Origin of the sequence: Nesterenkonia lutea (assembly GCF_014873955.1) — a bacterium.
GTDB classification, from domain to species: domain Bacteria; phylum Actinomycetota; class Actinomycetes; order Actinomycetales; family Micrococcaceae; genus Nesterenkonia; species Nesterenkonia lutea.
The window spans coordinates 1,216,759-1,242,745 of the sequence record NZ_JADBED010000001.1 but is presented as its reverse complement, the minus strand read 5'-3'; the positions used below and the strand labels follow the sequence as shown (position 1 = coordinate 1,242,745).

Sequence of the window (25,987 nt, the reverse complement as noted above, 5' to 3'; positions counted from 1 at the left end):
TGGAAGCACATGAGCGAGGAACGGCGCAGGGAACTCGGCGACAACGACGCCCCCGTCGAGGAAGAGCTTCAGAATTCCTTCGACAACACGGTGGGCGAGGGCGCCGAACGGCTGCAGCGCACCTTCCGTGCCATGCTCATCACCGGGTTCTTCGGCGGCATGGAGGTCGGCCTCGGAGTGATGGCCTACCTGGCTGTGCTGCATGAGACAGACGACCACCTGTTGGCAGGCCTGGCCTTCAGCGTGGGACTGATCGCCATCCTGCTCGCACACAGTGAGCTGTTCACTGAGGACTTCCTGATGCCGATCGCGGCGGTCGTCTCGCGCGAAGCCAGCATCACCCAGCTGGGCAAACTCTGGGGCGGCACTCTGGTGGCGAATCTCGCCGGCGGCTGGGTCTTCATGTGGCTGGTGATGCAGGCGTTCCCAGAGTGGGAATCAACCGTGCGGGAAGTCGCCGACCATTTCGTGGATGCTCCTTTTTCGCTGCAGACGATCTGCCTGGCAGTACTCGCCGGGAGCACCATCACGCTGATGACGCGGATGCAGCAAGGCACCGACTCGGATCCCGCGAGGATCATCGCCGCCGTCGTCGGAGGTTTCCTGCTCGCGGGACTCCAGCTCTTCCACTCCGTCTTGGACTCACTGCTGATCTTCGGTGCGATCCAGACCGGCGCCGGCATCACCTTCCTCGATTGGTTCAGCTGGTTCAGCTACACGCTGCTGTTCAACGTTCTCGGAGGCGTGGGGCTGGTGACCGTGCTCAGGCTCGTTCGCACGAAGGAGCTGGTTCAGAGACGACGCCAGGCGTCGCCGGAGGACCCGGATGCCGCGCGTGGAGAGCAGCGCTAGCGGAGGCAGCCGGCACGTCTCGATGACGCGGGACTACTGGATGGCCGCGGTGATGGCCCGGGCAGTGTCGGTGGGCTCCTCCACGGTCAAGACGGCACGAGCGAACCCCTCGTGGACGAACTCGACGACGACGTTGTGCACCCGGTCGCTGATGTTCCAGTAGCTGTGTTCGCCATGGCGGAAGAACGTCCCGACGTGCTTTCCGGGCAGCGAGAGCCCCAAGAGCCGAAGCGCCGGAGGATCCGCCCCGATGCTCGTGTCGGCAGTCGCACGGGTGACATGGGACAGAGGCACACGCAGCTCGCGCCGGAACCCCCAGATCTTGTTCAGGCCACGGGGCGTGATCACCAGTTCGCCAGCAGAGACGGTGACGGTGTTCATAGCTTCTCCCAAAGCAGCGGACGGAGACGACGATGTCAACAGGAACTGATCCCGATTCGAGTTCCACGATGCCACAGTCGGGAACCAGACGCGTCCGTCTGCGGCTTCAGCAGCCCTTCGCTGCACGTCGGCAGCTCTTGCTCAGAGCTTCTCGGCCGGGTTCCTGCCGCTGCGGGTGGCGAGGAGAACTCCGAGGATGACCACCACCGCGCCGATGACCTTCGCAGCGGTCAGCTGGGCGTCCAGCCACAGCACCGCCCCGGCCATGGTCGCGACCGGAAGGAAGTTCAGAAAGGCCGACGCGCGGGAGGCGCCGAGCTTCTGCACCGCGTGGTTGTAGAGCAGCAGAGCGACCAGGCTGGGGAAGATTCCCAGGTAGAGCAGCCCTGGCAGGTGTTCGGCGGCGGTGAAGCTCGGCACACCCAGTGTGACCCATTCAAGGATGACCAGGGGAGCCAGGATCAGGACGGCGAGTCCGGTCATGACGAGAAGGACGCTGTACCTCGGAAACAGATGCAGCCAGCGCGTGACCGCGATGGAGTAGACGGCCCAGGAGCCGATGGCTGCCATCATGATGCCGTCACCGACGTTGACCTCCAGCCGGGTCAGCGCGAAGAGCTCGCCGTCGGTGATGACCCAGAGTGCTCCTGAGATGGACAGTGCCAGTCCCCACCACTGGGCCTGATGCAGTCGTTCCCGCAGCAGCAGGGTGCTCAGCGCCAGGGTCAGCGCAGGAATCAGGGTCTCCAGGACGGAGACGTTCGTGGAGGAGGTGAACTGGAGCGCCGCGTAGATGAACGTGTTGAAGAACGCCACTCCGGTGAGGGTGAGCAGCAGCAGAGGCTTCCAATGGGCGCGGAACAGCGTTCTGTCCCGCCAGGCGGCTCTGCCGGCGAGAGGCGCGATGCAGAGGAAGGCGATGACGACTCGGAAGAACGCGATCGTGAGGGGAGGAAGGTCATTGAGCGCCTCGCCCACCAGAATGTTGCCCGCGTAGAAGATCACGACCATGACCATCATCAGGTAGGGGAGCATGGAGACGGTTCCTGGTCGGCGCTGATGTTCAGCGGGAAGGTGCTTCAGGCGGACATCGCTACTGGAGGATCCTTCTGTAGACCTTTCGGGCCGCCTTCCAGAGCGCTGCCGAGGCTGCTCGGCGTCTCGGCTTCGCTCGTCGGCCTGCTGCCCTGTGCGCTTCGGACAGGTACTCGGTCACGGCGCGGTCACCACCGCTTTCAAGCAAGGCGTTCTGGGCCTCCGCCAGCCGGAAGCCGCCCAGGCCGCCCTGGTTGTAGAGGAAATAGGCGAAGCGCCGGTATGCCTCCAGATCGATCACCGGATGAGCAGCCAGCACCCCGGCATCTGTGCCCCGCAGCAGCGTGCTCCAGCTGGGCTCAGGTTCGGCGGGCTCGCCGTCCAGCGTCTTCTGGGCTTCTGCGAACAGCTGGTCGAACCTGGTGAGGAGCCTTTCGCTGTAGGTGACGGTTCCTCTGACCTCTGCTCCGGAGGAGAACGTGAACTCCCCGAAGTAAGGTCCATTCTCGGTGTCGTAGAGATCCACGCGCACGAAGGGCGCATCGGTCATCTCTGCGAGCTCGATGGCCCACCGGGAGAGCATGACCGCAGAGCGCGGCACCACCGGCAGCCCGGGCTGGATGTCTTTGAGCCTGACGTGGTAGTCCCGTCCGACGAGGAACGGCTTCAGATTCCCGTCGAGCTTGACCATGCGAGGCGGTGAAGAGTTCCTGTCGATCTGCGCCACCATGCCGATCTGCCCCTGGAACATATAGAACTTGTAGTCAAAGGGCACTGCTCCGGGCTGCGCCCCGCGGAGCAGCTCCTCCACGATCCAGGCCGGCTCTTTCCGCGTGAACTTGGCGGCCACGGCGTTCTGCTTCTCACGGATCTGCTCGAGCGTCCATTCGCGCAGGGCCAGGTGGTCGAAATAGCGTTCCTGATCGATCCGCTCGAGGAGCATGACGCCCTTGGCAGACCAGCCATGGGCGAACTTCAGCGCCACCCGGTCGCCCAGCACCTCCGCGGTGATCTCGTCTGTGGAGGTGAGAACGGCGTGCTGCTGGGGCAGCCCGATTCGCGTGCCGCCCAGTGTCTTGTCCTTGAGCAGGCTGTGGACGTAGGTCTTGTTCGAAAGATCCCGACGCTGCTGGGTTCCGCGCCTGCGGTACTCCGCCGTCACGAATCTGAGGAAGGGCGACTCATTGTCCATAGCTCAACCGTAGCTCTTCATCGGTTGCCCGGAGACCCTGAGGGCCCGGTGGTCGTCACCTGGCGAATGATGCTCAGTTCCGGTGTCAGTTTCCAATTTCGCAAGTCACCTCTATAGTTGCTTATATGGAAAGTGACTCCGCACGGCACCAGACCCCGGAGGGTTCCTCCTCGGCCGCCGAGGCTCGGCTCGCCCTCTCGACCCTCGACGCCGACAGTGCGACCTTGGCTCAGCGCGTCGCCACGCCGTGGTGGTACCACCTGGCGCTGGGCGGAACAGTGGCCCTCTTCGTCGGCTCCCAAGCGTTGCCTGCAGCGGCAGCCAGCGCCTGCGTGGTGCTTGGCGTCGTCGCGCTTCCACTGGTGGTGACCACCTATGCCCGGCGCTATGGCTTCTCACTCAGCGAGCCTGCGGGCCCGCGAAGCAGAAGGCTGCTGCTCATGAGCGTGGGCGTGCTCCTCGCCGCGATGCTCGCCACTGTGGTGATCAAGATCAGCGGCGTCTCGCCGTCGTGGTCGCTGGTGGCGGCTCTGGTGGCATTCCTCGCGACCGTCTTGCTCAGCCGCCGATACGATGTCGCTCTGCGTCGTGAGATCGCGGGAGGCGGTTCTGGGAACCCATGACTCCCGCGCTGGGTCCGGCCTTCAACAACACCGTCCATTCGCCGGTGCGCCTGCGCATCTGCGGACTGCTGCGCCGCGTCCCGGAGCTCGAGTTCGCGGTCATTCGCGAGACTCTGGAGCTCACGGACGCGAACCTGTCCAAGAACCTGCGGGTGCTCAGCGAAGCCGGCCTGGTGACCGTGCGAAAGGAACGCTCACTGGCCCGAGCGGATTCTCGTCGCCTCACCTGGGTCGCCCTGACCGAAGAGGGGAGAGGCGCTCTGGAAGGACACCTGGCTGCCTTGAAGGCCATCGCGGACGGCCCGTAGGTGTTCTCAAGACGCTGCACCCATGCCCCTGGCGCGCTGCTACGACGCGGGAGCCTCTTCCTGTCTCCAGCGCCACAACCCGGCCTATCGTGGATTGAGAAGTCCCACCACGCGACCCCCACCGGAAGATTCCTATGCGGCCCTTCATCGCCGGCTCCTGGTTCATCGTCCCGGCACTTGTCCTGATCGGGTGCGCAGGCGAGGGTGCGCCTGGCCCTCATGGTCCATCCCGGTCGCTGTCTGATGAAGAAGTGATCGAGGAGAGCCTGGCGACGTGGCAGCTGAGCGAACCGGACGCGGACGACCTCGAAGATGTCACTCTCGAAATCGGGGTCACCCGGCTCGGCTGCGCCAGCGGTGAAACCGGCGAGGTCGCCGAGGTCGACGTCGACCCGGGAGAGGACCAGATCGCCGTCCGCGTCAGTGTCGAGCCCCTGCACGGTTCGGCGTACAACTGTCTCGGCAATGATGTCGTGGACATGGACGTGGTTGTCGGAGAGCCTATCGGTGACCGGGAACTCGTGGATGCGGCATGCGAGCATCCGCGCGCTGCGAGGACAGCGTCCTGCGAGACCGCGGTGCGCTGGTCTGCAGAGGTCGATGACTGATCGTCTCGCTGAGTCAATGTAGGGGGGGTGCCTCTATGGTTTTCGTCAAGCGGCCAGAGAATGCTCTGATGCGGTTGGTGCGGCGGGGTCTTGGTAGAGGGTCCCGTCTCGCAGCATCGCGTAGAGGGTGTCCAGCCGGCGCCGGGCCAGCGCGATGATGGCCTGCTTGTGCCGCTTTCCCTCGGCGATCTTCCGGTCGTAGTACGCCCTCGAGGGCGGGTGCTGCAGGGCTGCGAACGCTGAGTTATACAGGCTCGATTTCAGTCGCTTGTTGCCGCCGCGGTTGGCGAACTCTCCACGGATGGAAGTCCCGGAACGCCTGGTCGTGGGCGCAATGCCGGCGTAAGAGGCCAGGTGGCCTGCGGTTTTGAAGTCTTTGCCCACCACTTCGGTGAGGATTCTGGCTGCGGTCCTGACTCCGATTTCGGGCATCGAAGTCAGGACCCGGTGAAGAGGGTGGGCCTCCACGAGAGCCTCGACCTGGGCCAGAACTCCGGCCCGCTGCCGGGTGAGGTCTTGGAGCTGTTGGGCGAGGATCGGCACGATCGTCGCTGCCGCTTCGGTGCCGGCGACCACCACGGTCTGGGCATCCAGAGCAGAGAAGATATCCTCGGTGACTCGCTCGGCCAATCGTGGGTTGTGCTTCTTGATCCGGTTGCGCACATGCCCCCGACCGGCGGTCTTCAATCGTTGCGGGGTCGGCCAGGTGACCAGGGCGTCGAGGACCCCGATCTGGTGCAGATGCGGGCCTACTGCTCGTTCCAGGGCTGGGTGGATCTGGGTGAGCAGTCCACGCAGCCGGTTCCTGGTCGCGGTCATCTGGCCCAGCAGGTCATCATCGAAACCGGCCAGCACGGCGAGTTCGGCGACCTGTTCATCAGAGACTGCGATCGAGCGCAATGCCGCGGGCATCGTGCGGGCGGTCTCGGCGATGATGAACGCGTCCCGGGCATCAGTCTTGGCTGATCCGGCGTGCAGATCTGCCATCCGGCGCATCGTGAGCCCGGGCAGATAGGCGACCTCGATCGCGTCGGTGGCCTGGGCGACTGCCACGGGCAGGGCCCCGATGGTGGCTGGTTGATCCACCACGACCAGCGCTGGGCCATGATCACTGGTCAGGGCGGTGAAGAGTTCCCTGAGTCGGGTCTCGTCGTTGGGCAGGGGCTTGTCGTAGACCTTCTCCCCGGTGTGAGTGAGGGCGGTGGCGTGGTGTTCTGACTTGCCCACGTCGAGTCCGATGAATAGCGCGAAGTCCTGATGTTCCCAGGCCACGAGCTTCTCCCGTCATGTCTTCGAAGCTGGTCACCGCTGCGGGCAGGGCGCCTGCGGCAGTCAGTCATCCAGTCCGAACCCAGAACCGTCCTGGGCCGTCGGTGGGCGGGTCATGCTCGGCATCCACGTTAGAAAACAAGCCCTCCACGGCCTCTCGGCGCTGGGGCGTCGTGCCTCTATCAGCGATCCATGCTCCGCCGCGACCAGTCCCTGGGTGACAGCACCCCCCGGATCATGGGGTGACTGGGGGCAAACGATCATGCCCAGAGACCGGACCGGTCAACACCACTTATCCTGCCGGAGAAACGGTGTCCTTAGAAGCTAACGGGGGCTGTGCGGGGGATCCCAGCACCACCGACAGCGATTGCCCCACACTCCGGCTTCTGCCAAGCTCAGGGCATGTGTGGACGCTATGTCATGGCCAAGGACACCGGGGACCTCGCCGACGAGCTGAACCGTGCGCACCTCGGGCCCGTCCAGCCTCCGGCGTTCGAACTGGCGCCCAACTGGAACATCGCGCCCACCTCCACGGTGGCCATCCTGGTGGAGCGCTATGACCAGGACGGAACCCTCCGACGTGAGCTGCACCCGGCCCGCTGGGGACTCCTCCCGGTCTGGGCCAAGGACATGACATTCAGCTCGCGGACCTTCAACGCGCGCTCCGAGACAGTCGCCTCCAAGCCCAGTTTCCGCTCGGCCGCGAAGGCACGCCGATGCGCGGTTCCCGCCGAGGCCTACTACGAATGGAAGGCCGGGGGAGCCAAGAAGCGACCCCACGCGATCCACTCGGCGGACGGTTTCCCCCTGGTCTTCGCCGGACTCTACGAATGGTGGAAGGACAATGAAGCCGAGGCCCGGGGAGAGCCAGATCCGTGGATCCTGTCCTGCACCATCCTCACCGGCCCCTCACCCGAGACGGGACAGGCGGCCGACGGCGTCCTCAGTGAACTCGCGGAGCTCCACGACCGCATCCCGCTGGCCATGACTCCAGAGTTCGCCGCGCAGTGGATCCACCCAGGGGAGAAGAGCCCCGATGAGCTGGACGTCATGATCGAGCAGCTTCGCGGTGACATCCTCACGGTCGCCGCGGACTGGGAGATCTACGAGGTCGACCCCGACGTCGGCAACGTGCGGAACAACGGTCCGGAACTCCTCACGCCGGCACCAACGCTCTGGGAGTGAGGCCGGAATGACCCAGCTCGCTCGTCTCGGCGTCATCAGACTGATCCAGCAGCTCAGGAGCGAAACATGATCGCGGAGGACCCCAGTGGCAGGACCGGCTTCCGTCCCGAGGGAATTGCTGAGGGTTTCGCCGCAGCATGGAACGCTGGCGACGCCGATGCCCTCGCGGCGCTGTTCGTCGAGGACGCAGACTTCGTCAACGTGGTGGGACTGTGGTGGAAGAGCCGGGGACGGATCCGGGCCGCCCACGAGTACGGTTTCCGCCGGATCTTCGCCGGTTCCCAGATGAGCCTCGAGGAAGTGCGGGTCCGCGAGCTGGGGGAGGGCGTCGCCGTCGTCCACGCGCGCTGGACTTTGGAGGGTCAGTCGCCCGCGCCGGACGAGAGCGCCGAGACCTCCGCTGGAACACGGCAGGGCATCATCAGTTTCACCGTCACGCAGCAGCCGCCCACATCCGAGAACGACGACGGCGCCTGGCTGGCCGTCAGTGCGCAGAACACCGACCGGGTGCCCGGCGCAGAGACGCTGACCGCCGAGGGTCAGTCCCTGCGGGCGACGGCCTATCAGGACCTCAGCGGCGCGCCTCCCAGTTGACGAGACTCGGCTTGCCGCACCCCGGGCGAAAGATCGCCGTGCTCGCCGTTTAGTTCTCGAGCAGCGTCGCGAGCTGGTTCAGAGCAATCGAGTGACCATTCCGAGTGCCATCTATCATTTCTTGGCCGACGAACGACGTGACCTGGTTGGTGATCGAGACTAGTGAACCATCAAGATTCTCCCTGAACTCCCAGGTGACGAGACTGCTAGAGAGTAGTTCATCGCCGGTCGTGACGGTTTCCGTATGTACCACCAAGGACTCTGGCTCGACCACGAGGTATTCCCCTCGGACGTGGTACTGGAGTTCGCCAGGAGTCCCACACCGGTACTCTGTGAGGCCACCGCGTGTCAGTTGGTCGCGGGAGTAGACCATCTGCTCACCGGCCGGGACCCCCCATTCAGCTCGTCGTGCGGTGTCTTGGTAGGCCGCCCACGCCTTATCGAGGGGGATTCGTATTGAGCGGGATACTTGGACGGTGTCGTGAACAATCGTGACCGGGGACATAGAACCGATGATGCCAGTGGGCTAGTTGTACTCGGCCACGACGTTGTTGACATGTGAAGAGGGCGGAGACCTCTTAGGTTGGTGGTTACCACACGCAGCCAACTGATCTAAGAGGTCTCCTTGTCTCACCGTACCGCCCGCCGCCCTGCGCTGAACCACAACTCCCGGCTGACCCCGCATGGCCGATTTCTGCTGGTCCAACGTGTCGCTGATGGCCAGCCAGCAGCCCACGTCGCGAAGGAACTCGGCATCTCGCGCACTGCGGCCTACCGGTGGCTGCGCCGCTACCGCGAAGAGGGCCCCACCGGCCTGGTCGACCGGTCTTCTCGACCACGACGCAGCCCCGGCGCCACCACACCGCAGAGGGTTCAGCAGGTGCTCCACGCACGCCAGCACCACCGGGAAGGCCCCGCAGACCTCTCCGTGCGCACAGGGGTACCGGCCCGCACGATCTCGCGAATCATCGCCCGCGCCGGGTGGCCCCGGCTCTGGGAGCTGGACCCGATCACCGGCGCCAGGATCCGAGCAGGTCGAGCCACCGAACGCCGCTACGAACATGCCGGCCCTGGGGATCTGCTGCATGTGGATGTGAAGAAGATCGGACGCATCCCCGACGGTGGCGGATGGCGAGCAGACCCAGGCCAGACGCGCGAAGTCCACAACACCGGGCGACAGCGGGTGGGTTTCGACTACATCCACGTGGCCGTCGATGATCACTCCCGGCTCGCCTACGCCGAGGCGCTGCCCGATGAGACAGGGCAGACCTGTGCCGACTTCCTGGCCCGGGCGGCGGTGTTCATGGCCGCTCACGGGGCCCCGGTGAAACGAGTGATGACCGATAACGCGATGGCCTATACCCGGTCCCGAGCATTCCAGTCAGTGCTGGGGCGGCTCGGAGCGAAGCATCTGCGGACCAAGCCGAGGCATCCGTGGCAGAACGGAAAGGCGGAGCGGTTCAACCGGACCTTGCAGGAGGGGTGGGCCTATCGGTGCCGCTACACCTCGACAGCTGATCGGACGGCGGCTCTGGGGCCGTGGTTAGACTTCTATAACCACCTGCGCCGACACAGCGCCCTCGGAGGTCATCCGCCCATCACTCGCTGTCAACAAGCTCGTGGCTGAGTACAGCTAGTCCGGCTACAAGACTCGGCGAGGCAGCAGCAACCCTGAGGCGCGTCGATCGTCCCCGGACACGCCGCGCATGACCAATCGCGTGACTTCTGACTCGGACGGCGGTGTCTTGAGCATTTGTGGGCTTGCCGATCAGGGTTCGTTCCCATCGGGCGCCGCCGTCGGCTGATCCCCGCGGAGGTAGAAGGCGCCCAGTGATCCGGCGAGGGTGGCAAAGACCCCCACGGAATACACCGCCAGCACCAGCTGCACCGCCTTTGAGAAGGGATCCTCCGTGGTGATGCCGGCACCGGTGACCGTCGCCATGGCGGCTTCATAGAGGGCCGTGCCGTACTCGGGCTGGGATTCGAAGGCGTACAGCAGCTGGCTCGACGCCAGGATGACGACGACGGTCACTGCGGCCAGCCAGCCGATCCGGCTCGAGAGCAGCCGTCCCGCTGAGCGTGAACCGCGAACGCCCGCGGAGAGTATGCCACCCACTCGCGCGACCCGGGCCACGCGCAGCACTCGTACGGCCTGCAGGGCGCGCACGAACCGCAGGAAGGGAACCAGCAGGAAGATCACCTGCCACCAGTTGCGCTTCCAGAACGCCGCCTGGAACCCCGCAATATAGGCGCGGAGGATGAACTCCGCGACGAAGACCGCCCAGAACCCCCACCCCGCGATGGTCAGTGCGCGGCTCCACCCCGGTTCGGTCACCAGAAGCTGGCCGAGGAACACGAAGAGGAAGAGCACGCCGAGCAGGCCCATGGGTCTGTCCAGTCTGCCGGCGAGGGCCTCCGCCGCCTCGACTCTCTCAACCTGATCGCCCGGTGCGGGCTTCGGTGCGCTGCTCACGGTCGGGGGACCTCCGGGGGCGATGGGGACGGGTTCGCTGTGCCCACTCTACGAGCATGGTCCCAGTGTGAAGCGTCCTCGCCGGGGGGATTGTTGACCGCGGCAACGTTCAACAGATGGAATGGGGCGATGGAGCTACTCGCGATCGTCCTCTGGGTTCTTGCCGCAGTGCTGTTCACTGCATCCTTCGACATGCTGCGGCGGGTCAATCCCGATTCACGGTTGCCGTTCTTCTTCGGCAGACCGCCGATCAATCCACCGCAGGTCTCCGTGGTGCGGCTTCTGGCGTTCGTCTGCCTCCTCGTGACCGGCTGGCTGTTCAGTGAAACCTACGGTGGGGCGACGGGCCCGATCGTCATCGTGCTGGGAGCTCTTCCCGGACTGATCCGCAATCTGCTGCACAACCGGCGGGTGGCGGCTGCCGAGGAGGGGACCCGCTCCGGATGATCCGCGCTCAGGGAGCCCAGTCGCTGCGCGGTATAGTTATGGCCGCTTGAGAAAGGCACCGCATGATCGAAATCCTGAACGCCTCCGGGCTCGCCCGGGCGCAGACCACCGGCACGCTGGTCGCCGACATCCTGCAGACCATGAAGCGGCGCGCCACCGTGGGCACCAACCTGCTGGAGATCGACCAGTGGACCAAGGAGATGATCCTCGAAGCCCGCGCCACCTCCTGCTATGTGGGCTATGAGCCCTCTTTCGGACGCGGACCCTTCGGGCACTACATCTGCACCTCGGTCAATGACGCTGTGCTCCACGGCAGACCGCACGACTACACCCTCGGCGACGGCGACCTGCTCACCCTGGATCTCGCGGTCTCGCTGAACGGGGTCGTCGCGGATTCGGCGATCAGCTTCCTCGTGGGGGAATCCGCACAGCCGGAGAGCGAGGCCATGATCGACGCCACGGAGCGTGCTCTGGCTGCCGGGATCGCCGCCGCGGGGCCGGGTGCTCGCATCGGGGACCTCTCGCATGCGATAGGCGCCGTGCTCAGTGAGGCGGGCTACCCGATCAACACCGAGTTCGGTGGTCACGGCCTGGGTTCGACCATGCACCAGGACCCGCACATCGTGAACACCGGGCGCCCGGGGCGCGGATACCGGCTCCAACCCGGGCTGCTGCTCGCCCTGGAGCCCTGGATCATGGCGGACACGGACGAACTCGTCACGGCGGAAGACGGGTGGACGCTCAAGAGCGCGACCGGGTGCCGGACAGCGCACAGCGAGCACACGATCGCGATCACCGAGGAGGGCGCTGACATCCTCACCCTGCCGACGTCGAGCCTAGCGGGTTCAGAGGTCTGAACTCCTGGTCCTGGCCACGCGGGAGGCCACCACGGAGGCTCCGATGATGAAGACCAGCAGCCACACCGTTCCAGCCATCGCCCATACGCCGCTCTCGTCACCCAGGGCGAGCACGGCGATCCCCGAGACTCCGGGCCCTGCCCCGGCGATGGCGATCCAGCGCCAGGCCGCCTGGTGAGATCGGGTCCAGGTCTCGTCGTCGCTCATCGTGGAGGGGATGCGGATGCCGACGAACCCGTTCATCGGCAGGCGCCCATCTCGGCAGGCGATGCCCAGGGCCACGGTCAGCACTCCCGCGGAGATCAGGATGATTCCGAGAATCATGACTCCGACCATCTGAGCTGCTCCGTTCGGTCTGCGACTGGTGGCACCACACTATTCGGTCAGTGCAACCTCCTGGCAAGGATGACCAGGTCCTCCAGACTCGCCTCCTGGCCGTCAGGTCCGACGGCGGATCGCTCCCGCAGCTCTCCGACCTCCAGCTCCCATTCAGCGCGGGGATGCAGCGCCTGAAGATCGCCGTCAAGCGTGGGCATCTCCTCGGGACCATGCTTGTGCTCGGACCACGGCGGTGCCGTCGCGTGCGAGACCACCAGCAGACGACCGCCGATCGACACACGCTGCGCTGCGGCGCGCAGGATCTCCGTTCGATCCAGCGCCACCGGTGACTGCAGGAAGGAAGCCGTGATCAGATCGAACGGTCCTGCGGGCATGCCCTCGGGAAGCTCCCCGACGAGGAACTCCGCGCTGCCGGGGGCGAAGTCCTCCACCTCCGCGTGGGAGCGTGCTCGGGCCACGGCGGTCGCGGAGATGTCGACCCCCAGGGCCTCCCACCCGCGGCCCGCCAGCCACAGGACATCGCCGCCTTCGCCACAGCCCAGATCCAGTGACCGACCGGCAGGGAGATCGGCGACCAGCGAACTCAGTGTGGCATTGACCCGGCCAGACCACACTCGCTCCGCACCGGCGTAGCGGTTCTCCCAGAAGTCCTTCGGATTCGGGTCAGTCACGGTGAGTCCCCTCTCGTCTGATGAACATCATCGCCCTCTGACACCCGCAGCATCCAGTCCCCGAGGGCGGGTGGCGGAATACCACCCGGCGAAGAGCAGGACTATCAGCACGATGTCCACGGCGTCCCCGCCGTAGTACATCAGCTGCGCTCCTGACTGTCCGTCACCGACCTCGACGCCCTGCGGCGGGTGCGCGTAGAGCCATTTGGCCAGGATTGAATGCGCTGCGATGAACAGGATCAGCATCACTGAACGCAGCTTCATCGACGCACGGTGTGGATCGGGATCGACGCCGATGATCGAGGCAGTGAAGATGTACCCCGTCAGAAGGATGTGCCCGTGCACCAGCGCATGGACCACAGCGGAGGAATGCATGAGCGGATAGAGCTCGGTGGTGTAGAGCAGCCAGAGCCCCCCGGCGTTCACGGCCGCCGCGATCACCGGGTGGGTGAGCACGCGAACGACTGGACTGCGCAGAACCCGGCTCAGCCTGCGTGCGGCTGCAGGGGGCAGCGCGCGCAGCGCCAGGGTGACCGGTGCCCCGAGCACCAGCAGCAGGGGAGCGAGCATGCCCAGCAGCAGGTGCCCGAGCATATGGGCGGTGAAGCTGGAGTGCGCGGCAGTCGCGACGGGACCGAGAAGCCCGGCGGCGGCGCAGGCGAGACCGAGGTGCCAGAAGAAGGTGCGGTGACGCGCCCAGGGGCTGCGTTCCCGGGCGGCCCAGAGGGCCAGCACGTAGCCGAGCGCGCCGGCCAGCAGAACCAGCAGCACGACGACGTCGAAGACCGCCCACCCCAGCATCTCCTCCGCCGGCAGAGCGCCCTCGCCGGTGTGGTGATGGCCCTCTCGATGATCCACGCGGGCCCAGCTCAGGCAGGCACGCGCGCTGGACGTGTGCGGTGCAGCATGAGGACCCCGATCAGCAGAAGCAGAACAGCCGAGCCGATCCAGACCACGTCGTAGAGCAGCAGATCCACCCCGTACCGGATCTGGTGGATGCCTAGGATCTTGTGGCTGACCACCCCGTCGAGCAGCTGGAAGAAGCCCACTCCGGTGATGACCGCGCCGCTCCAGCGCGTCCATGGCACCTCGGTGCGGCGGCGGATGTCCGCGAGCAGGAACAGGCCCCAGACGGTGATGAACCAGCCGAAGGCATGAAAGAAGCCGTCGGCGGTCAGCGCCACCTCAGTGGTGAGGAGGTCATAGAAGTGGTGCCACTGCAGGGCCAGGTGAAAGATGAACAGGTCGATGATGGAGGCGGCGATCCCGGAGCCGAAGAGCACACCGGAGATCACGGTGCGCCGGTCCAGCCTCGTGTGCGTCGGTCCCTTCACAGGATCAACACTAGACCTTCGGGGATGGTCTTCTCAGCGTGGCGAGGGTTCGTTTCGCAGCGGAATCTTGACCGTGAACAGGGTCCGCCCTGGAACGCTGTCCACATCCACCCGCCCGGAATGGGCCTCGACGATCGCCTGCACGATAGACATCCCCAGCCCGGTGCTGCCCGCTGTTCGGGAGCGGGAACCGTCACCGCGGACGAATCGATCGAAGAGCCGTTCCTGCAGCTGTTCCGGGATTCCTGGTCCGTCGTCCTCCACCTGGATCACAGCATGAGCATCGCCGGAGGTGCCGAGTCTGACCGTCACCGTGGTCCCGGCAGACGTATGGGTGCGCGCGTTGGTCAGCAGATTGGTCATCACCTGGTGCAGCCGGTGCCCGTCCCCGTCCACCAGGATCTCTGCGGCATCCTCCTCCAGCTCCATCACCCATCGGTGATCGGGACCGATGACCTGAGCGTCCGCACAGGCGTCGACGACCACCCCGGCCAGCGCCACGGTCTCTCGGCGCAGCGGGGCACCGGAGTCCAGCCGGGCCAGCAGCAGCAGGTCCTCCACCATGACGGCCATCCGTGCTGATTCGGACCCGATGCGCTGCAGAGAACGCTCGACCGTTTCTGGCAGCGGCTGCCTGACCCGGGAGGCGAGCTCCGCGTAGCCGCTGACTGAGGCCAGCGGAGTCCGCAGCTCGTGGCTGGCATCGGCGACGAACCGGCGGAGCCGCTCTTCGCCCTCCTGCCGGACGTGGAGCGAACTCTCCACATGATCGAGCATGGTGTTGAAAGCCGCACCGACCTGCCCGGTCTCGGTATGCGCGCGGGTGTCGGCGGCGGGGAGCCGCTCGCTCAGCTGGACCGTCCCGGAGGACAGCGGCGTCTGCGCCACCCTGGTCGCGGCACTGGCCAGCCGGTCCAGCGGGCGCAGCCCCAGCCGGATCAGCATCAGCGCGCCCACCAGAGCCAGGGCGATGGTGGCCAGGGCGACCAGCGAAAAGATCAGGACCTGATCCCTGACTGTCTGATGCACCTCGGCGAGCGACTCTCCGACGATGACGGTGGCCTCGGCGCCGTCGGTGAGGACCTGTTCGGTGGCCACCCGGTAGGAACCCTGTTCCTCCAGGTCCACCTCCACCGGATCCTCGGCGGTGCCGCCCGCAGCGTCGAGGGCGCTGATCTGTTCCGGAGACAGTTCGACGACTGCGCCGCTGCCTTCTTCCACGAGCTGAGCGACCTGGGCCTCCTCGTCGAGGATCACCAGGGTGACGGTGCCGCGCTGAGGTCCGGGGCCGAGGTCATCGGGGGAGAACCCTTCCGGTTCCTCCGGTGGTCCCTGGGGCCCGGGTCCCTGCTCGGGTCCACCGAAGACCCCCTGAGACTGGGCCTCACCGAGATTGTTCGTGGAGATGTCCAGCGAGACGCGCAGCTGATCGTCCAGGCGATCCAGCAGGCTCTGCCGCTGCATGCTCACGCTGACACTGCCGATGATCACCACTGCCAGGATCAGCAGGACTACGATGCTGGCGGCCAGCTGTCGGCGCAGCGGCCATTCGCTCACCCGGATCAGCGTGCTCAGTCGCTCACTCATCAGCTGCCCGGATGGAATAGCCGACCCCGCGGAAGGTGTGGATCATGGGCGGGCCCAGCACGTCGATCTTCTTGCGCAGATAGGAGATGTAGAGCTCCACCACGCTCGCCCGGCCGCCGAAATCGTACTCCCAGACCCGGTCCAGGATCTGAGACTTGCTCAGCACGGTCCGCGGGTTCTCCATCAGATAGCGCAGCAGCGAGAACTCGGTGGCGGTGAGCTCGATGGGCGCGCCGGCGCGGGAGACCTCGTAGGTCTCCTCATTGAGCGCCAGGTCACCGACCACCATGACCGGGTCCGCCGGGCCCGTGGTGAGCACATGGCGGCGGATCATCCCGCGCAGCCGGACGATCACCTCTTCCAGACTGAACGGTTTGGTGACGTAGTCGTCTCCTCCGGCGCTGAGCCCCGCGATCCGGTCCGAGACGTCGTCCTTGGCGGTCAGGAACAGCACCGGGACCTGGTTGCCCTGCGTGCGCAGCCGGGTCACCATTTCGATCCCGTCGACCCCTGGCATCATCACATCCAGGACGACGACGTCGGGACGCACCTCACGGACGGCCTTCAGGCCCTCCTGCCCATCACCGGCAGTGTGCGGCTCCCAACCCTCGGACTTCGCAGCCATGGCGAGCAGCTCGCTGAGCATCGGTGCGTCGTCGACGACCAGCACCCGGATGGGGGTGCCATCCGGGTGCGTCGGGGTGTGCGGATCCATATCCACAATCTACTGCTCGAACCCGGTCTCACCGGGCGCGATGGCTTCGGGGCCTCCGGTTGTCCCCCCGGGCATGCCACCGCCCATGCCTGCGCCCATGCCGCCCGCCGGGGCCTCACCGGCGATGGCCTCGGTCGTGCCCTGAGCAGTGTCCACGCTGTAGGTGTCTCCGGAGGTGACTGATACATCGCTGTAGAAGACGTAGCCGTAGTCCTTGGTCGGGGTGATGCTTCCCAGCTCCTCCGCGGAGGCGTCGATCACCGAGGCTGCTTCCCCGGCGGTGCCCGTGGCGGTGGCCGCGAACCAGCCCTGCTCGCCCGAGGCCGGGGTCTGTTCCATGCTGCCCACCGAGGTTCCCACCACCGTGCCTCCGTCGATGCTGAACTCGCCGTTGGCGTCGAACGCGCCGTTTCCACCGCGCGTGGTGCCGAAGACCGCGGTGGTGCCGCCGGTGAACTGCAGCAGACCGTTGGAGTCCACACCGTCGCCTTCGGCATCCACTGTCAGGGTGCCTCCGCTGATGATCAGCTCCGAGCCATCGTCGCCCATGTCGCCACCCATTCCCGCGCCCATCTCAGGCTGGTCCTGCTGAGTCATGTCGGTGGTCTCGCCACTCTCAGCAGTCTCGGCATCATCGGCGGCTTCTGATTCTGCGTTGAAGGAGGCGTTGAGTCCGTCATCGCTGGAGGTGACGTCGATTTCGCCGTCCTCGATGAACAGGTAACTGGCCTCGAGACCCTCGTAGGACTCGCTGACGGTGACGGTCGCGCCGTCGATGGTCAGCGTGTGCTCGGCGTGGACACCGTCATCACCGGTGGCTGCGGTGATGGTGCCGGCGCTGAGCTGGATCGAGCCATCGGAGTGCAGCGCGTCGTCGGCGGAGTCAACGGTGGCCTCGCCGCCATCGACCACCAGCAGCGCGCCGGCCTTGAGCCCCTTGGACGAGATGTCCTCCACCGCAGCCACAGAGGCACCGCCGCCGGAGACGGTGGTGAGGGTGCCTCCGCTGATCAACAGATCCGAGGCTGCATCGATGCCGTCCTGCTCCGCTGTCAGGTTCAGGGTGCCGGCGGTGATGAGCACGTAGCCGCGGTCGGCGTCGTCCGCATCATTGGACCGCAGCGCGTCACCGCCGGCGTCCACGGTGAGCGTGCCGCCGTTGACGACGAGCGCGTCCTTTCCGCGCAGTCCATGACCCGCTGCGCTGATCGTAATCTCTCCGGAGTCGATCACCAGGTCCTTCTTGGTGGCGATGCCGTCCGCGCCTCGGCCGGTGACCTCGAGAGCTCCGCTGCCGGTGATCTGCAGATCGGTGTCGGCGAAGATCGCGGCGTCCTCCTCGGCGCCCTCGGCATAGGACTCGGCATCGGTCACGGAGTTGATCGAGCCATCGGCGAGCTCGATCCTCACCCCGTCGGCGCTGGCGAGCAGGATGGCCGGGCCGGCGTCGTTGGTGAGGGTCGCGTCGTCGAGGATCAGGGTGACCTGGTCCTCCGCCGCGGCGTCCACGATGAGCTGGCCGTCCAGGCTGCCGGAGATTCGATAGGTGCCGGCCTGCGTGATCGTCACGGTGCTGTCCTCGATCCTCACCGCCTCGCTCTCCGCGGCGGCATCGTCCCCGTCCAGTGTGAGGGCCTGCTCCTCAGCCTCGGGATCGGCTGGGTCATCGGCGGTCCAGTAATCGTGGTTCTCTGCCATGGCAGCCTCCACGTTCTGGGCGGCCGAGCTGTCCTCGGTGGTGGAGGCCGGGGTGGTCTCCTCCAGCGTGGTCGAGGAGCCGGATTCCGCGCTCTCGGTGGTGGGCTGGGCGCAGCCGACCAGCAGAGAGAGAGTGCTCACCGTGGCGGCGGTGGCCATGAAGATGCGGGTGCCGCGGGGGCGTGAAGCTGAGGTGTTCATCGGGTTCCTTCGAGTTGTGCGGAGCGCAGCGTCTGGCTGAGCACGCGGCTCCATTTATTGGCGGGGAGGTCCGGGCGCAGGGCGGCGAGTCCGGTGGAGTATTTCGAGATGGAGACCGGGCGGATCCCGTGGGACCACAGCAGACGGTCGAAGGCGCTGGCTCTGCTGGCGGATTTGGTCTCGATGATGGCCAGATCGGGACGGTCCAGTCCGGGGTTGAACGCGGAGCGCGGGTGCAGCGCCCAGCGCAGGTCGGTGTCGATGGTCAGCCGGGCGACGGTGCCTGAGGATCCGTGGGGGAGCACCAGGGTGGTGCGGTCGTAGCTGGTGCCCAGAGTGGGGGACAGGGATCGGGCGAGGTCTGCGGGCAGACCCACACTGGCGAGGACCTCTCCCGCATAGGTGCGAGCCTCAGGATCGAGGCTGCTCATCGCGCGGAGATCGTGGGGGATCCGGTCCTTGACGGTGGTGCCTCGGGAGCCTTTGGTCTTGGCCTCGAGAAACGCGATCCCGGAGTCCACGTAGGCCCGGGTGCGGAGCTTGAAGCGGCGGCGCCGGCCTTGGGCCGCCCGGTGGTAGGAGACCAGGTCGGGGGTGTCGAAGTACGCGGACTCGTAGCTGAAGCTGCGCCGGGTGCCGATCTGCAGGATCCGGGTGCGTGGGTCCAGCCAGGTGTCCAAGAGTTCCGGCACCTTCCGCGGGACCAGATACTTGCGGTCCACTCGGGTCTGCAGTTCGGCCTGCGTGTTGATGTGTTCCAGAGTGATGGGGGAGAGGTCGTCGACCCAGGGCAGTGTCATCGCGAGGACCTCGCCTCCTGACGTTCCTGGTTCCGGATGGCGGTCTGGAACTGGGCGTAGTTGCCCTGGTCCTCGGCCTGCGGAGCGTAGACGCGGGTGCTGTGGTCGGGGCGGTGCCAGCGGACATCCACCGTGGTGGTGTCGTTGACCATGTCCAGCTCGGTCACCTCCATGACCTTCACGGTGCCGCCGAGCAGCTGCTCCACATGGGCGCGCATCGCGGACTCATCCGTGAAGGCCCGGTCCAGACGCAGCGACTGCTGCCGGGAGCGGGAGAGCAGCAGGGGGGAGTCCACGATCGCGATCATGGCGAGGATCAGCGCGATCAGACTGACGCTCAGCAGCGGCTGCAGGGTGTCGAAACCGGCGATCAGTCCGATGGCCAGCGAGGCGAAATAGTAGGCGACCTCGTGCTGGGAGATCTCCGATGAGCGCAGCCGGATGATCGAGAGCACCCCGAAGAGACCGAGGCCTACGCCCATTCCGATCTCTGCACTGGCCAGCACCTTGGTGACGGCGAGGACGCCGATGTTGACCACCACGAAGGCCGTGACCAGGTCGCGGCGCCGGTGACGGCGGAAGTACAGGGCATAGGCGAGGACGACGACGGCGGCTAGGTCAACTGCGATGAGCATGAGACTGGTCATGGGGAGCTCCTGGGAGTCGGGGGTTCGTGACTCTCTCAGAGAACTTCGGTTTGCTATGACTCAGCTATGAAGGGGGCAGGGTGCGACTATGAGGTGCAGAACAGACTTCCAGGTGCTGTTCAGCCAATAGCAGGTCTCTGTCAGGGGAGGGCTGTTGCAGTCAGAGGGGCCATGGGGCGGGAAGACCGGACCCACAGCTGACCTGCTCGGGTGTCCCATCCGATCGTCGTGACGAACTATCGAAGAAGGCCGTGACATGACTCAGACTTCCATGACTTACCGAACGCTGGGACGCAGCGGCGCAGTCGTCTCTGCCCAGGCACTTGGCACGATGACCTTTGGGGCGGAGGCGGACGAGCCGACCTCGCATGCTCTTCTGGATGCCTACGTCGCAGCGGGAGGCAATTTCATCGACACGGCCGACGTCTACAGTGCAGGCGCCAGTGAAGAGATCATCGGCCGGTGGCTGGCCTCTCACCCGACCGAGGCGCGCCAAGTTGTCCTCGCGACGAAGGGGCGCTTCCCGATGGGCCAGGGACCCAATGATCTCGGGACGTCGCGCCGGCACCTCCGTCACGCGCTCGATGCTTCCCTGCGCCGGCTTGGCGTGGACCACATCGATCTGTATCAGCTGCATGCCTGGGATGCCCTCAGCCCGCTGGACGAGACGCTGCGCTTTCTCGACGATGCCGTCACGGCCGGAAAGATCGGCTATCACGGATTCTCGAACTTCACCGGGTGGCAGCTCACCAAGGCCGTGCACGTGGCTGACCGGCACGGCTGGTCGCTGCCTGTGACCCTGCAGCCTCAGTACAATCTCCTCGTCCGCGGAATCGAGCACGAGATCGTCCCGGCAGCGATTGACGCTGGTATTGGGTTGTTGCCGTGGTCTCCGCTGGGCGGCGGGTGGCTGAGCGGGAAGTACCGCCGGGATGAACCACCGACGGGCTCGACGCGTCTCGGGGAGAATCCGAAGCGCGGCATGGAGGCCTGGGAGAAGCGCAATGGCGACGAACGCACCTGGCGGGTCATCGACGCGGTCGCGGCTGTGGCCGACGAGCACGGAGCCACCCCGTCCCAGGTGTCGCTGGCATGGTTGGCTGCCCAGCCCGGCGTCACGTCCGTCATCCTGGGCGCTCGCAATCTCGATCAGCTTCAGGACAACATGGCCGCGGATTCCCTCGCGCTGAGCACTGAACAGCTCGACCGGCTCACCTCCGCCAGCGAGCCGGAGATGGAGGACTACCCCTACGGTGCTGCAGGCATCCAGCAGCGCCACCGCAAACTCAGCGGCGGACGCTAGGGGTGCCGGGGTCGCGTCTTGAGCACCTGCCTCGAGACGCCCCCGCGCACTTCCTGCCCTGCGCGGGCTCGAGACTCTGCGTGCACGGGTGGCGAACGGTGGTGGCTCTCTCGCTGTGCGGCAGTCGAAGGGCGAATTCCAGACTGAGGCCCGTTTCTCTACTGGGGTCCCGGCCAAGACGATCGAACGGAGTCTGCATTGATCAGTGTCGTGCTTGCCGATGACGAGGCACTGCTGCGCTCCGCCCTGGCATCACTGCTGCCGCTGAAAGCCGACATCGTGGTCGTGGCAGAAGCTGCTGATGGGGCCGCTGCCGTTGACGTCGTCATGAAGCACAAGCCCGATGTCCTGGTCATCGATCTTGAGATGCCAGGGGTCGACGGCCTTTCCGCTGTGGAGACCATTCGCCGGAGCAGACCTGAGCAGGTGATCCTCATGCTGACCCGACACGCACGGCCCGGGGTTCTTCGCAGAGCGCTGAAGCTGGGGGTGCGGGGATTCGTGAGCAAATCAGCTCATCCGGCGCTGATCGCCGAGGTCATCGAGGCCCTCCACGCCGGCAAGCGCTGGGTCGATCCGGACATCTCCGCCCTGGCGGTGGTGGATGACTCTCCGCTCACGGATCGAGAGCTCGATGTGCTCCGCGAGACCTTGGAGGGATATTCGGTGGGTGAGACCGCTGCTCATCTCTACCTGGCGGAGGGCACGGTGCGTAACTACCTCTCCAATGCCATGCAGAAGACGCAGACCCGTAACCGGCGCGAAGCCGCACGCTACGCGCGCTCAAGAGATTGGTTGTGATCGAAGAGATGTTCCTCAACCACAGGGTCGAGAGCAGAAGTGCCTCTGTCTCCGCAGAGCTGACCCTCAGAGCTTCGCTGCGGTTGCCTCACTCAGCGATTCTCTCGCTCCCTCAGCGATGTCCCGAGCGAGCAGGCTCACCTCATCTGTGATGACCGCCTGGGGCTTCGTCTCGGAATCATAGAGGTACCTCATAGATCCACGCCTGGCTCCGCAGAAATCTATGACCCCGTGTTCAATCTGTGCCTTGATGGAGGCTCGGTAGCCGTGCCGGTCGTAGGCGCTGGCGTCGCTTCCCGCCAGGGGAACAAGGTGAATGGTCAACCCCGCCAACTTCGGTGCCACCGAGCCTCCTTCGGTCAGCTCGAACGCCCACCCGTTGACGAACACGCGATCGACCCAGCCTTTGAGCAGCGCAGGCATCGACCACCAGTAGACCGGGAAGACCAGGATGAGGTGGTCAGCCCGATCAATGCGCTCTTGTTCGGCCGTCACATCATCTGGGATGGCCCTCAACCCCTGATAGGACGAGCGGTCATCCCGGGTGAACCGCGGATCGAAGTCTTCAGCTGCGAGATCCGCCACCTCACTGGAGATTCCCTGAGAAGCGAAGGCAGTCTCCAGTTCCGCCGCCACAAAGTGGGTCAATGATCTCTGGTCCGGATGGGCGATGACGATCAGTGCTCTGGACACAACATCTCCTGGTGGCAAGTGAAAGGACTGCGAAACTAACCTACTAATAGTTGGCTACCAGGGGTAGGTTACTATGAATAGATTCCAATCGATCGAGTAGGGGAGGGAGTGGCATCGGTGAAGTTGCGCAGAGATGAACGTCGGGAGCAGCTGCTGGCGGTCGCCTGGTCGATTCTTGACGCCGAAGGCGCCGACTCTCTGACCTTGGGCCGCCTGGCTGAGCGGGCCGGCATCTCCAAGCCCGTCGTGTATGACCATTTCCCGTCCCGACCTGCGCTGCTGGTGGCTCTATACCGTGAGTTCGATGTTCAGCAGACACAGAAGCTTCGACGGTCCCTAGCGGATGCGGAGTTCACTCTTGGCGCCCAGGCAGCGGCGATCGCTCAGTCCCACGTGGACTGCGTCGTGGCGCACGGACGTGAACTGTCTGGTGTCCTCGGCGCGCTCGAGGGGTCTCCCGACCTTGAACAGCTCAAACGCGATGCCGAGGCCGCCTACATCGAATTGTGCCGACGCGCACTGAACCCTTTTGCGGCAATGAGCACAGTCCCAACCGCATCCATGATCGCGATCATCGGCGCTGCGGAGGCTCTGTCCCAAGCCGCAGCACGCCGGTCCCTCCCGTCCGAAGAGGCCGTCACTGGACTTACCGGCATCATCACGGCGATCGTGGTCCAACAGGGCGGCAACTGATCGTTTTGGTGTTGCCTGGAGCATTCGCCAGCCCCACGAGGAGCAGACCTTTGATATTGGCTCTTCCTACGCTTGTTCTCCAGCGGTAGCCTCAACGGAAGAGGGGTGCATTCCGCGCCCCACAGAAGGGATATCCCTCATGATTATTCTTGGCGTCATCCTGCTTATTCTTGGAGCCCTCCTCGAGGTCTCCATCCTCTGGACGATCGGCATCATCCTGATTGTGGTTGGTGCCATCCTCTGGATCCTGGGCTCTGTCGGCCGCGCTGTCGGAGGGAGGCGTCACTACTGGTGACCAACGGGAGGGATCACCTGCGTCGTCTCGCAGCAGGGCACGGAACGGGTGCTTGCACCTCACCTGGTTCCGGCCGCAGGGGACGTTCGGTGATCATCAGCTTGTCGGCCATGACGATTCGACTGCTCTCCTCGTCGGACCGCCCGCTGCTCCGGGAAGCGACGCTCGCCAACATGAACTGGGACGGACCGAGCTTCACGTTCGATGACATCGATGCGGCCCAAGAGCTCTCGCACTACTTCACAAGCTTCCCCTCTGGCAGTGACTTCGGGCTCGCTCATCAGGACGGAGACGTCGTCAGAGCCGTGGCCTGGTTGGTGTTCCTTCCGGACGAGGACCCCGGATATGGATTCGTGGACGCAGACACGCCCGAGCTGAGCATCACGACCTTCACCGATTTTCGCGGCCACGGCATCGGCAGTGCTCTGCTAGCCGAGCTCATTCACCAGGCTCGCCACCGTGGCCTCACCGACATCAGTCTCAGTGTGGAGGACGGCAACGGCGCACGGCGCATCTACGAGCGCGCAGGCTTCAACGTCGTAGGACGCAATGGGAGCTCGGACACGATGCTCCTCTCGCTGAGATAAAGACGAGGACCCCTTGCGTGAGGCCCTTGCCGCCGGTGGCCTCTGCGATGGTCAGCTGAGCGGCCCAAGACGTGGGAAAGCCGCAGGGCGCGATCCCTGGTGGGATCGCGCCCTGCGGCCGAGGTTTCTTCAGTGCTGAAGCGTCAGTTGGCGCTGAGGTACATGGTGTTGGACCAGTACGGGGAGTTCAGCGAGTACTGCACGGTGCCGACGCGGGGGTTGTTCGCGCCGATGAGCTGGCCGTTGCCCACGTAGATGGCTGCGTGGCTGCCACCGTTCTGGATCACGATGTCGCCCGGTGAGGGTGAGGAGACCTGGCGCATGGAGCTCATCATGGCGTAGGTGCTGCGCGGCACGGAGACGCCGGCCTGGGAGTAGGCCCAGTTGATGAAGCCGGAGCAGTCCCAGCCGCTGGTCGAGGAGCCGCCGTAGGAGTAGGGGTTGCCCAGACCTGCGTAGGCGGCGCCAACGATGGAGCCGTTGCCGCCGCTGGAGGCCGGGGCCTCTTCCTGCGCCGGCTCGGAGGAGGCGACCTGGGTGTTGCCCTGCGCCTGCTGGTCGGTGTCACCCTGCTGGGTCTGCTGTGGAGCTTCCTGCGTCTGCTGCGTGGGCGTCTCTGATTCCGGCTCCGGCTGCGGTTCTGGTTCCGGGGCCGGCGCTGGCTCAGGCGCCGGATCAGGCTCGGGGGCTGGCTCTGGTTCCGGCTGAGGCTCAGGGGCTGGTTCGGGGGTCGGCTCAGGCACTGGCTCCGGTGCGGGCTCTGGGGCCGGAGTCGACTCGACGACCGGGCGGTCGAAGGAGAGCTCCGCCTCGTGGGAGGCGGTCACCGCCACGGAGGAGGTGTTGCTGGCGCGCTCCCCGCCGAGCCCCGAGGCCGCCGCGTCCAGGGTGGTCACCTCAGGGGTCTCGACGTCGGTGCTCGCGCTGGCGGCGACTCCGGAGGAGATCACCAGGCCGGAGGCGGCGACGGCGGCCGCCGTGCCCCGCCCGAACGCCCCGGCGTGAGAAGCCACGGCATGTGCGAGGGAAGGCTTGGTCTGGCGTCGCCGGTCACGGCGTGGTGCGAAAGTCATGTTCTCAGTCATCTGGTGGAAACCTCTCCCTGTTGTTGCGGGGCCGCTTGCTGAAGTGCGAGCCGGGAAGCTCACCCGCTTCAGGTCTGGATCGACCGCGATGCCCCACACCCTGCCTAGCGGTAGTTTTACGAACGGCTCCGGTCAGCGGCAGGAGAAGATCTGACCCGAGGAGCTCCGACATTGAACTGCAGTCGCGAGCACGACTACAACGGTATAACAGACCGATAACGAATGTCACGTTAAGGTCACGGTGATTTGCAGCATAGGGGAGGTGGTGCTGACTGGTGTTGCGGACCGCTTCCGCATCTGTGTGCACCTGAGGGGTGGACGCCAGTCAGGACGGGCGGCGCGTGGACCACACCGCGAGACCGATCAGCGCCGGCTGGAAGAAGAGCCGCACCAGGCGCTTGCGGTCCGTGTCGAGACCGAACCCGTCACGCCCATGGACGTACTGGGCGATGTTCCCCGGGAACACCGCGGCGAAGAAGAGTCCCGCAGTCTTTCCCACGAGCGGGCGGCGCTTGCGGGAGAAGAGAAGCGCGGTGCCCAGCCCGATCTCGGCCACGCCGGAGGCCAGGACAGTCGTGTCGGGGTCCAGCGGAAGGGACTCGGGGACCTGCGCGCGGAACTCCTCACGGGCCCAGGCCAGGTGGGAGATTCCGGCGAAGGTCAGAGCTGATCCGAGGATGATTCGGCCGGTGGTGCGTGCAAAGGAAGACATGG

32 protein-coding genes are annotated in these 25,987 nt (G+C 65.6%); 14 read left to right on the top strand and 18 right to left on the bottom strand.

Annotated elements, in window-relative coordinates:
• The first annotated feature begins 9 nt into the window (after nucleotides 1–9).
• Complete coding sequence (locus H4W27_RS05690) at nucleotides 10–852, top strand: formate/nitrite transporter family protein (RefSeq protein ID WP_192595070.1); 843 nt, start codon at nucleotides 10–12, stop codon at nucleotides 850–852.
• Between the two features lie 33 nt (nucleotides 853–885).
• Here the strand turns inward: H4W27_RS05690 and H4W27_RS05685 are convergent, their stop codons facing one another.
• The 3 genes from H4W27_RS05685 to H4W27_RS05675 form a co-directional block, all read right to left on the bottom strand.
• Nucleotides 886–1,233, bottom strand: a complete 348-nt coding sequence (locus H4W27_RS05685; RefSeq protein WP_192595069.1) for a hypothetical protein — start codon at nucleotides 1,231–1,233, stop codon at nucleotides 886–888.
• A gap of 141 nt (nucleotides 1,234–1,374) precedes the next feature.
• A complete protein-coding gene (locus H4W27_RS05680) occupies nucleotides 1,375–2,268 on the bottom strand; it encodes a DMT family transporter (protein WP_192595068.1) in 894 nt (297 codons plus the stop codon).
• Between the two features lie 58 nt (nucleotides 2,269–2,326).
• Nucleotides 2,327–3,460: an ATP-grasp fold amidoligase family protein gene (locus tag H4W27_RS05675; RefSeq protein ID WP_192595067.1), complete on the bottom strand. Its 1,134-nt coding sequence runs from the start codon at nucleotides 3,458–3,460 to the stop codon at nucleotides 2,327–2,329.
• A gap of 125 nt (nucleotides 3,461–3,585) precedes the next feature.
• Here H4W27_RS05675 and H4W27_RS05670 point away from each other — a divergent pair, with 125 nt between their 5' ends.
• The 3 genes from H4W27_RS05670 to H4W27_RS05660 all read left to right on the top strand — a co-directional run bounded on the left by H4W27_RS05670 (nucleotide 3,586) and on the right by H4W27_RS05660 (nucleotide 4,999).
• The gene (locus H4W27_RS05670) at nucleotides 3,586–4,083 is read left to right on the top strand and encodes a hypothetical protein (RefSeq protein ID WP_192595066.1); all 498 of its coding nucleotides are present in this window, start codon (nucleotides 3,586–3,588) and stop codon (nucleotides 4,081–4,083) included.
• Nucleotides 4,080–4,391 carry a transcriptional regulator gene (locus H4W27_RS05665; RefSeq protein WP_192595065.1) on the top strand — a complete coding sequence of 104 codons (312 nt, stop codon included), beginning with the start codon at nucleotides 4,080–4,082 and terminating at the stop codon, nucleotides 4,389–4,391. Before H4W27_RS05670 ends, H4W27_RS05665 begins: the two co-directional genes overlap by 4 nt.
• 251 nt (nucleotides 4,392–4,642) lie before the next feature.
• A complete protein-coding gene (locus H4W27_RS05660; protein WP_192595064.1) occupies nucleotides 4,643–4,999 on the top strand; it encodes a hypothetical protein in 357 nt (118 codons plus the stop codon).
• Nucleotides 5,000–5,044: 45 nt separating this feature from the next.
• Here H4W27_RS05660 and H4W27_RS05655 read toward each other — a convergent pair whose 3' ends face one another.
• A complete protein-coding gene (locus tag H4W27_RS05655) occupies nucleotides 5,045–6,271 on the bottom strand; it encodes an IS110 family RNA-guided transposase (RefSeq protein ID WP_192595063.1) in 1,227 nt (408 codons plus the stop codon).
• Nucleotides 6,272–6,670: 399 nt separating this feature from the next.
• Between H4W27_RS05655 and H4W27_RS05650 the strand changes: the two genes are divergently transcribed.
• Complete coding sequence (locus H4W27_RS05650) at nucleotides 6,671–7,453, top strand: SOS response-associated peptidase (protein ID WP_192595062.1); 783 nt, start codon at nucleotides 6,671–6,673, stop codon at nucleotides 7,451–7,453.
• A 66-nt stretch (nucleotides 7,454–7,519) separates the two neighbouring features.
• Nucleotides 7,520–8,047, top strand: coding sequence for an SgcJ/EcaC family oxidoreductase (locus H4W27_RS05645; protein WP_192595061.1), 528 nt, complete (start codon nucleotides 7,520–7,522; stop codon nucleotides 8,045–8,047).
• Between the two features lie 49 nt (nucleotides 8,048–8,096).
• Here the strand turns inward: H4W27_RS05645 and H4W27_RS05640 are convergent, their stop codons facing one another.
• Entirely contained in the window at nucleotides 8,097–8,552 is a 456-nt protein-coding gene (locus H4W27_RS05640; protein ID WP_192595060.1) for an SRPBCC domain-containing protein, read from the bottom strand.
• 150 nt (nucleotides 8,553–8,702) lie between these two features.
• On the opposite strand from H4W27_RS05640, the gene H4W27_RS05635 reads away from it, so the two are divergent.
• A complete protein-coding gene (locus H4W27_RS05635; RefSeq protein WP_192596454.1) occupies nucleotides 8,703–9,674 on the top strand; it encodes an IS481 family transposase in 972 nt (323 codons plus the stop codon).
• A gap of 141 nt (nucleotides 9,675–9,815) precedes the next feature.
• Here H4W27_RS05635 and H4W27_RS05630 read toward each other — a convergent pair whose 3' ends face one another.
• Entirely contained in the window at nucleotides 9,816–10,520 is a 705-nt protein-coding gene (locus H4W27_RS05630; RefSeq protein ID WP_318782183.1) for a hypothetical protein, read from the bottom strand.
• Between the two features lie 93 nt (nucleotides 10,521–10,613).
• On the opposite strand from H4W27_RS05630, the gene H4W27_RS05625 reads away from it, so the two are divergent.
• Both H4W27_RS05625 and map read left to right on the top strand, forming a co-directional pair.
• Nucleotides 10,614–10,967 (top strand): hypothetical protein, encoded by a 354-nt coding sequence (locus H4W27_RS05625; protein WP_192595059.1) that lies wholly within the window; start codon nucleotides 10,614–10,616, stop codon nucleotides 10,965–10,967.
• Between the two features lie 62 nt (nucleotides 10,968–11,029).
• Entirely contained in the window at nucleotides 11,030–11,824 is a 795-nt protein-coding gene (gene map, locus H4W27_RS05620) for a type I methionyl aminopeptidase (protein ID WP_192595058.1), read from the top strand.
• On the opposite strand, the gene H4W27_RS05615 is transcribed toward map, so the two are convergent.
• Genes H4W27_RS05615 through H4W27_RS05575 form a run of 9 tightly spaced genes read right to left on the bottom strand, consistent with a single transcriptional unit; the run spans nucleotide 11,813 to nucleotide 19,816 of the window.
• Complete coding sequence (locus tag H4W27_RS05615) at nucleotides 11,813–12,148, bottom strand: SdpI family protein (RefSeq protein WP_192595057.1); 336 nt, start codon at nucleotides 12,146–12,148, stop codon at nucleotides 11,813–11,815. The two genes, map and H4W27_RS05615, sit on opposite strands and share 12 nt — an antisense overlap.
• Before the next feature lie 59 nt (nucleotides 12,149–12,207).
• Entirely contained in the window at nucleotides 12,208–12,834 is a 627-nt protein-coding gene (locus H4W27_RS05610; protein WP_192595056.1) for a class I SAM-dependent methyltransferase, read from the bottom strand.
• 27 nt (nucleotides 12,835–12,861) lie between these two features.
• The gene (locus H4W27_RS05605) at nucleotides 12,862–13,692 is read right to left on the bottom strand and encodes a cytochrome c oxidase assembly protein (RefSeq protein WP_318782181.1); all 831 of its coding nucleotides are present in this window, start codon (nucleotides 13,690–13,692) and stop codon (nucleotides 12,862–12,864) included.
• Between the two features lie 11 nt (nucleotides 13,693–13,703).
• The gene (locus H4W27_RS05600) at nucleotides 13,704–14,168 is read right to left on the bottom strand and encodes a DUF2243 domain-containing protein (protein ID WP_192595055.1); all 465 of its coding nucleotides are present in this window, start codon (nucleotides 14,166–14,168) and stop codon (nucleotides 13,704–13,706) included.
• Nucleotides 14,169–14,201: 33 nt separating this feature from the next.
• Nucleotides 14,202–15,755, bottom strand: a complete 1,554-nt coding sequence (locus tag H4W27_RS05595; RefSeq protein WP_192595054.1) for a sensor histidine kinase — start codon at nucleotides 15,753–15,755, stop codon at nucleotides 14,202–14,204.
• Nucleotides 15,748–16,470, bottom strand: a complete 723-nt coding sequence (locus tag H4W27_RS05590) for a response regulator transcription factor (protein ID WP_192595053.1) — start codon at nucleotides 16,468–16,470, stop codon at nucleotides 15,748–15,750. The genes H4W27_RS05595 and H4W27_RS05590 overlap by 8 nt, the downstream gene beginning before the upstream one ends.
• Nucleotides 16,471–16,479: 9 nt before the next feature.
• A complete protein-coding gene (locus H4W27_RS05585; RefSeq protein WP_192595052.1) occupies nucleotides 16,480–18,369 on the bottom strand; it encodes a carbohydrate-binding domain-containing protein in 1,890 nt (629 codons plus the stop codon).
• A complete protein-coding gene (locus H4W27_RS05580; RefSeq protein ID WP_192595051.1) occupies nucleotides 18,366–19,169 on the bottom strand; it encodes a polyphosphate polymerase domain-containing protein in 804 nt (267 codons plus the stop codon). Before H4W27_RS05580 ends, H4W27_RS05585 begins: the two co-directional genes overlap by 4 nt.
• The gene (locus tag H4W27_RS05575) at nucleotides 19,166–19,816 is read right to left on the bottom strand and encodes a DUF4956 domain-containing protein (RefSeq protein WP_192595050.1); all 651 of its coding nucleotides are present in this window, start codon (nucleotides 19,814–19,816) and stop codon (nucleotides 19,166–19,168) included. Before H4W27_RS05575 ends, H4W27_RS05580 begins: the two co-directional genes overlap by 4 nt.
• A gap of 271 nt (nucleotides 19,817–20,087) precedes the next feature.
• On the opposite strand from H4W27_RS05575, the gene H4W27_RS05570 reads away from it, so the two are divergent.
• Both H4W27_RS05570 and H4W27_RS05565 read left to right on the top strand, forming a co-directional pair.
• Nucleotides 20,088–21,119 carry an aldo/keto reductase gene (locus H4W27_RS05570; protein WP_192595049.1) on the top strand — a complete coding sequence of 344 codons (1,032 nt, stop codon included), beginning with the start codon at nucleotides 20,088–20,090 and terminating at the stop codon, nucleotides 21,117–21,119.
• A 198-nt stretch (nucleotides 21,120–21,317) separates the two neighbouring features.
• Entirely contained in the window at nucleotides 21,318–21,920 is a 603-nt protein-coding gene (locus H4W27_RS05565) for a response regulator transcription factor (RefSeq protein ID WP_192595048.1), read from the top strand.
• 66 nt (nucleotides 21,921–21,986) lie between these two features.
• Here the strand turns inward: H4W27_RS05565 and H4W27_RS05560 are convergent, their stop codons facing one another.
• Nucleotides 21,987–22,613 (bottom strand): NAD(P)H-dependent oxidoreductase, encoded by a 627-nt coding sequence (locus tag H4W27_RS05560; protein WP_192595047.1) that lies wholly within the window; start codon nucleotides 22,611–22,613, stop codon nucleotides 21,987–21,989.
• Nucleotides 22,614–22,730: 117 nt separating this feature from the next.
• On the opposite strand from H4W27_RS05560, the gene H4W27_RS05555 reads away from it, so the two are divergent.
• The 3 genes from H4W27_RS05555 (at nucleotide 22,731) to H4W27_RS05545 (ending at nucleotide 24,188) form a co-directional block, all read left to right on the top strand.
• Nucleotides 22,731–23,306, top strand: coding sequence for a TetR/AcrR family transcriptional regulator (locus H4W27_RS05555; protein WP_318782178.1), 576 nt, complete (start codon nucleotides 22,731–22,733; stop codon nucleotides 23,304–23,306).
• Between the two features lie 139 nt (nucleotides 23,307–23,445).
• Complete coding sequence (locus tag H4W27_RS05550) at nucleotides 23,446–23,601, top strand: DUF6131 family protein (RefSeq protein ID WP_192595045.1); 156 nt, start codon at nucleotides 23,446–23,448, stop codon at nucleotides 23,599–23,601.
• Between the two features lie 110 nt (nucleotides 23,602–23,711).
• Nucleotides 23,712–24,188 (top strand): GNAT family N-acetyltransferase, encoded by a 477-nt coding sequence (locus H4W27_RS05545; RefSeq protein WP_225939016.1) that lies wholly within the window; start codon nucleotides 23,712–23,714, stop codon nucleotides 24,186–24,188.
• 143 nt (nucleotides 24,189–24,331) lie between these two features.
• Here H4W27_RS05545 and H4W27_RS05540 read toward each other — a convergent pair whose 3' ends face one another.
• Both H4W27_RS05540 and H4W27_RS05535 read right to left on the bottom strand, forming a co-directional pair.
• Nucleotides 24,332–25,261, bottom strand: a complete 930-nt coding sequence (locus H4W27_RS05540) for a C40 family peptidase (protein ID WP_192595044.1) — start codon at nucleotides 25,259–25,261, stop codon at nucleotides 24,332–24,334.
• A 337-nt stretch (nucleotides 25,262–25,598) separates the two neighbouring features.
• Nucleotides 25,599–25,985, bottom strand: coding sequence for a DoxX family protein (locus tag H4W27_RS05535; protein WP_192595043.1), 387 nt, complete (start codon nucleotides 25,983–25,985; stop codon nucleotides 25,599–25,601).
• Nucleotides 25,986–25,987: the final 2 nt, after the last annotated feature.

Bases quoted from the DNA above. Each gene is read 5' to 3' on its own strand.
- H4W27_RS05690 (WP_192595070.1), top strand. From the start codon at position 10: ATGAGCGAGGAACGGCGCAGGGAACTCGGCGACAACGACGCCCCCGTC.
- H4W27_RS05685 (WP_192595069.1), bottom strand. From the start codon at position 1,233: ATGAACACCGTCACCGTCTCTGCTGGCGAACTGGTGATCACGCCCCGT.
- H4W27_RS05680 (WP_192595068.1), bottom strand. From the start codon at position 2,268: ATGCTCCCCTACCTGATGATGGTCATGGTCGTGATCTTCTACGCGGGC.
- H4W27_RS05675 (WP_192595067.1), bottom strand. From the start codon at position 3,460: ATGGACAATGAGTCGCCCTTCCTCAGATTCGTGACGGCGGAGTACCGC.
- H4W27_RS05670 (WP_192595066.1), top strand. From the start codon at position 3,586: ATGGAAAGTGACTCCGCACGGCACCAGACCCCGGAGGGTTCCTCCTCG.
- H4W27_RS05665 (WP_192595065.1), top strand. From the start codon at position 4,080: ATGACTCCCGCGCTGGGTCCGGCCTTCAACAACACCGTCCATTCGCCG.
- H4W27_RS05650 (WP_192595062.1), top strand. From the start codon at position 6,671: ATGTGTGGACGCTATGTCATGGCCAAGGACACCGGGGACCTCGCCGAC.
- H4W27_RS05645 (WP_192595061.1), top strand. From the start codon at position 7,520: ATGATCGCGGAGGACCCCAGTGGCAGGACCGGCTTCCGTCCCGAGGGA.
- H4W27_RS05640 (WP_192595060.1), bottom strand. From the start codon at position 8,552: ATGTCCCCGGTCACGATTGTTCACGACACCGTCCAAGTATCCCGCTCA.
- map (WP_192595058.1), top strand. From the start codon at position 11,030: ATGATCGAAATCCTGAACGCCTCCGGGCTCGCCCGGGCGCAGACCACC.
- H4W27_RS05615 (WP_192595057.1), bottom strand. From the start codon at position 12,148: ATGATTCTCGGAATCATCCTGATCTCCGCGGGAGTGCTGACCGTGGCC.
- H4W27_RS05595 (WP_192595054.1), bottom strand. From the start codon at position 15,755: ATGAGTGAGCGACTGAGCACGCTGATCCGGGTGAGCGAATGGCCGCTG.
- H4W27_RS05590 (WP_192595053.1), bottom strand. From the start codon at position 16,470: ATGGATCCGCACACCCCGACGCACCCGGATGGCACCCCCATCCGGGTG.
- H4W27_RS05585 (WP_192595052.1), bottom strand. From the start codon at position 18,369: ATGAACACCTCAGCTTCACGCCCCCGCGGCACCCGCATCTTCATGGCC.
- H4W27_RS05580 (WP_192595051.1), bottom strand. From the start codon at position 19,169: ATGACACTGCCCTGGGTCGACGACCTCTCCCCCATCACTCTGGAACAC.
- H4W27_RS05575 (WP_192595050.1), bottom strand. From the start codon at position 19,816: ATGACCAGTCTCATGCTCATCGCAGTTGACCTAGCCGCCGTCGTCGTC.
- H4W27_RS05570 (WP_192595049.1), top strand. From the start codon at position 20,088: ATGACTTACCGAACGCTGGGACGCAGCGGCGCAGTCGTCTCTGCCCAG.
- H4W27_RS05550 (WP_192595045.1), top strand. From the start codon at position 23,446: ATGATTATTCTTGGCGTCATCCTGCTTATTCTTGGAGCCCTCCTCGAG.
- H4W27_RS05545 (WP_225939016.1), top strand. From the start codon at position 23,712: ATGACGATTCGACTGCTCTCCTCGTCGGACCGCCCGCTGCTCCGGGAA.
- H4W27_RS05540 (WP_192595044.1), bottom strand. From the start codon at position 25,261: ATGACTTTCGCACCACGCCGTGACCGGCGACGCCAGACCAAGCCTTCC.
- H4W27_RS05535 (WP_192595043.1), bottom strand. From the start codon at position 25,985: ATGTCTTCCTTTGCACGCACCACCGGCCGAATCATCCTCGGATCAGCT.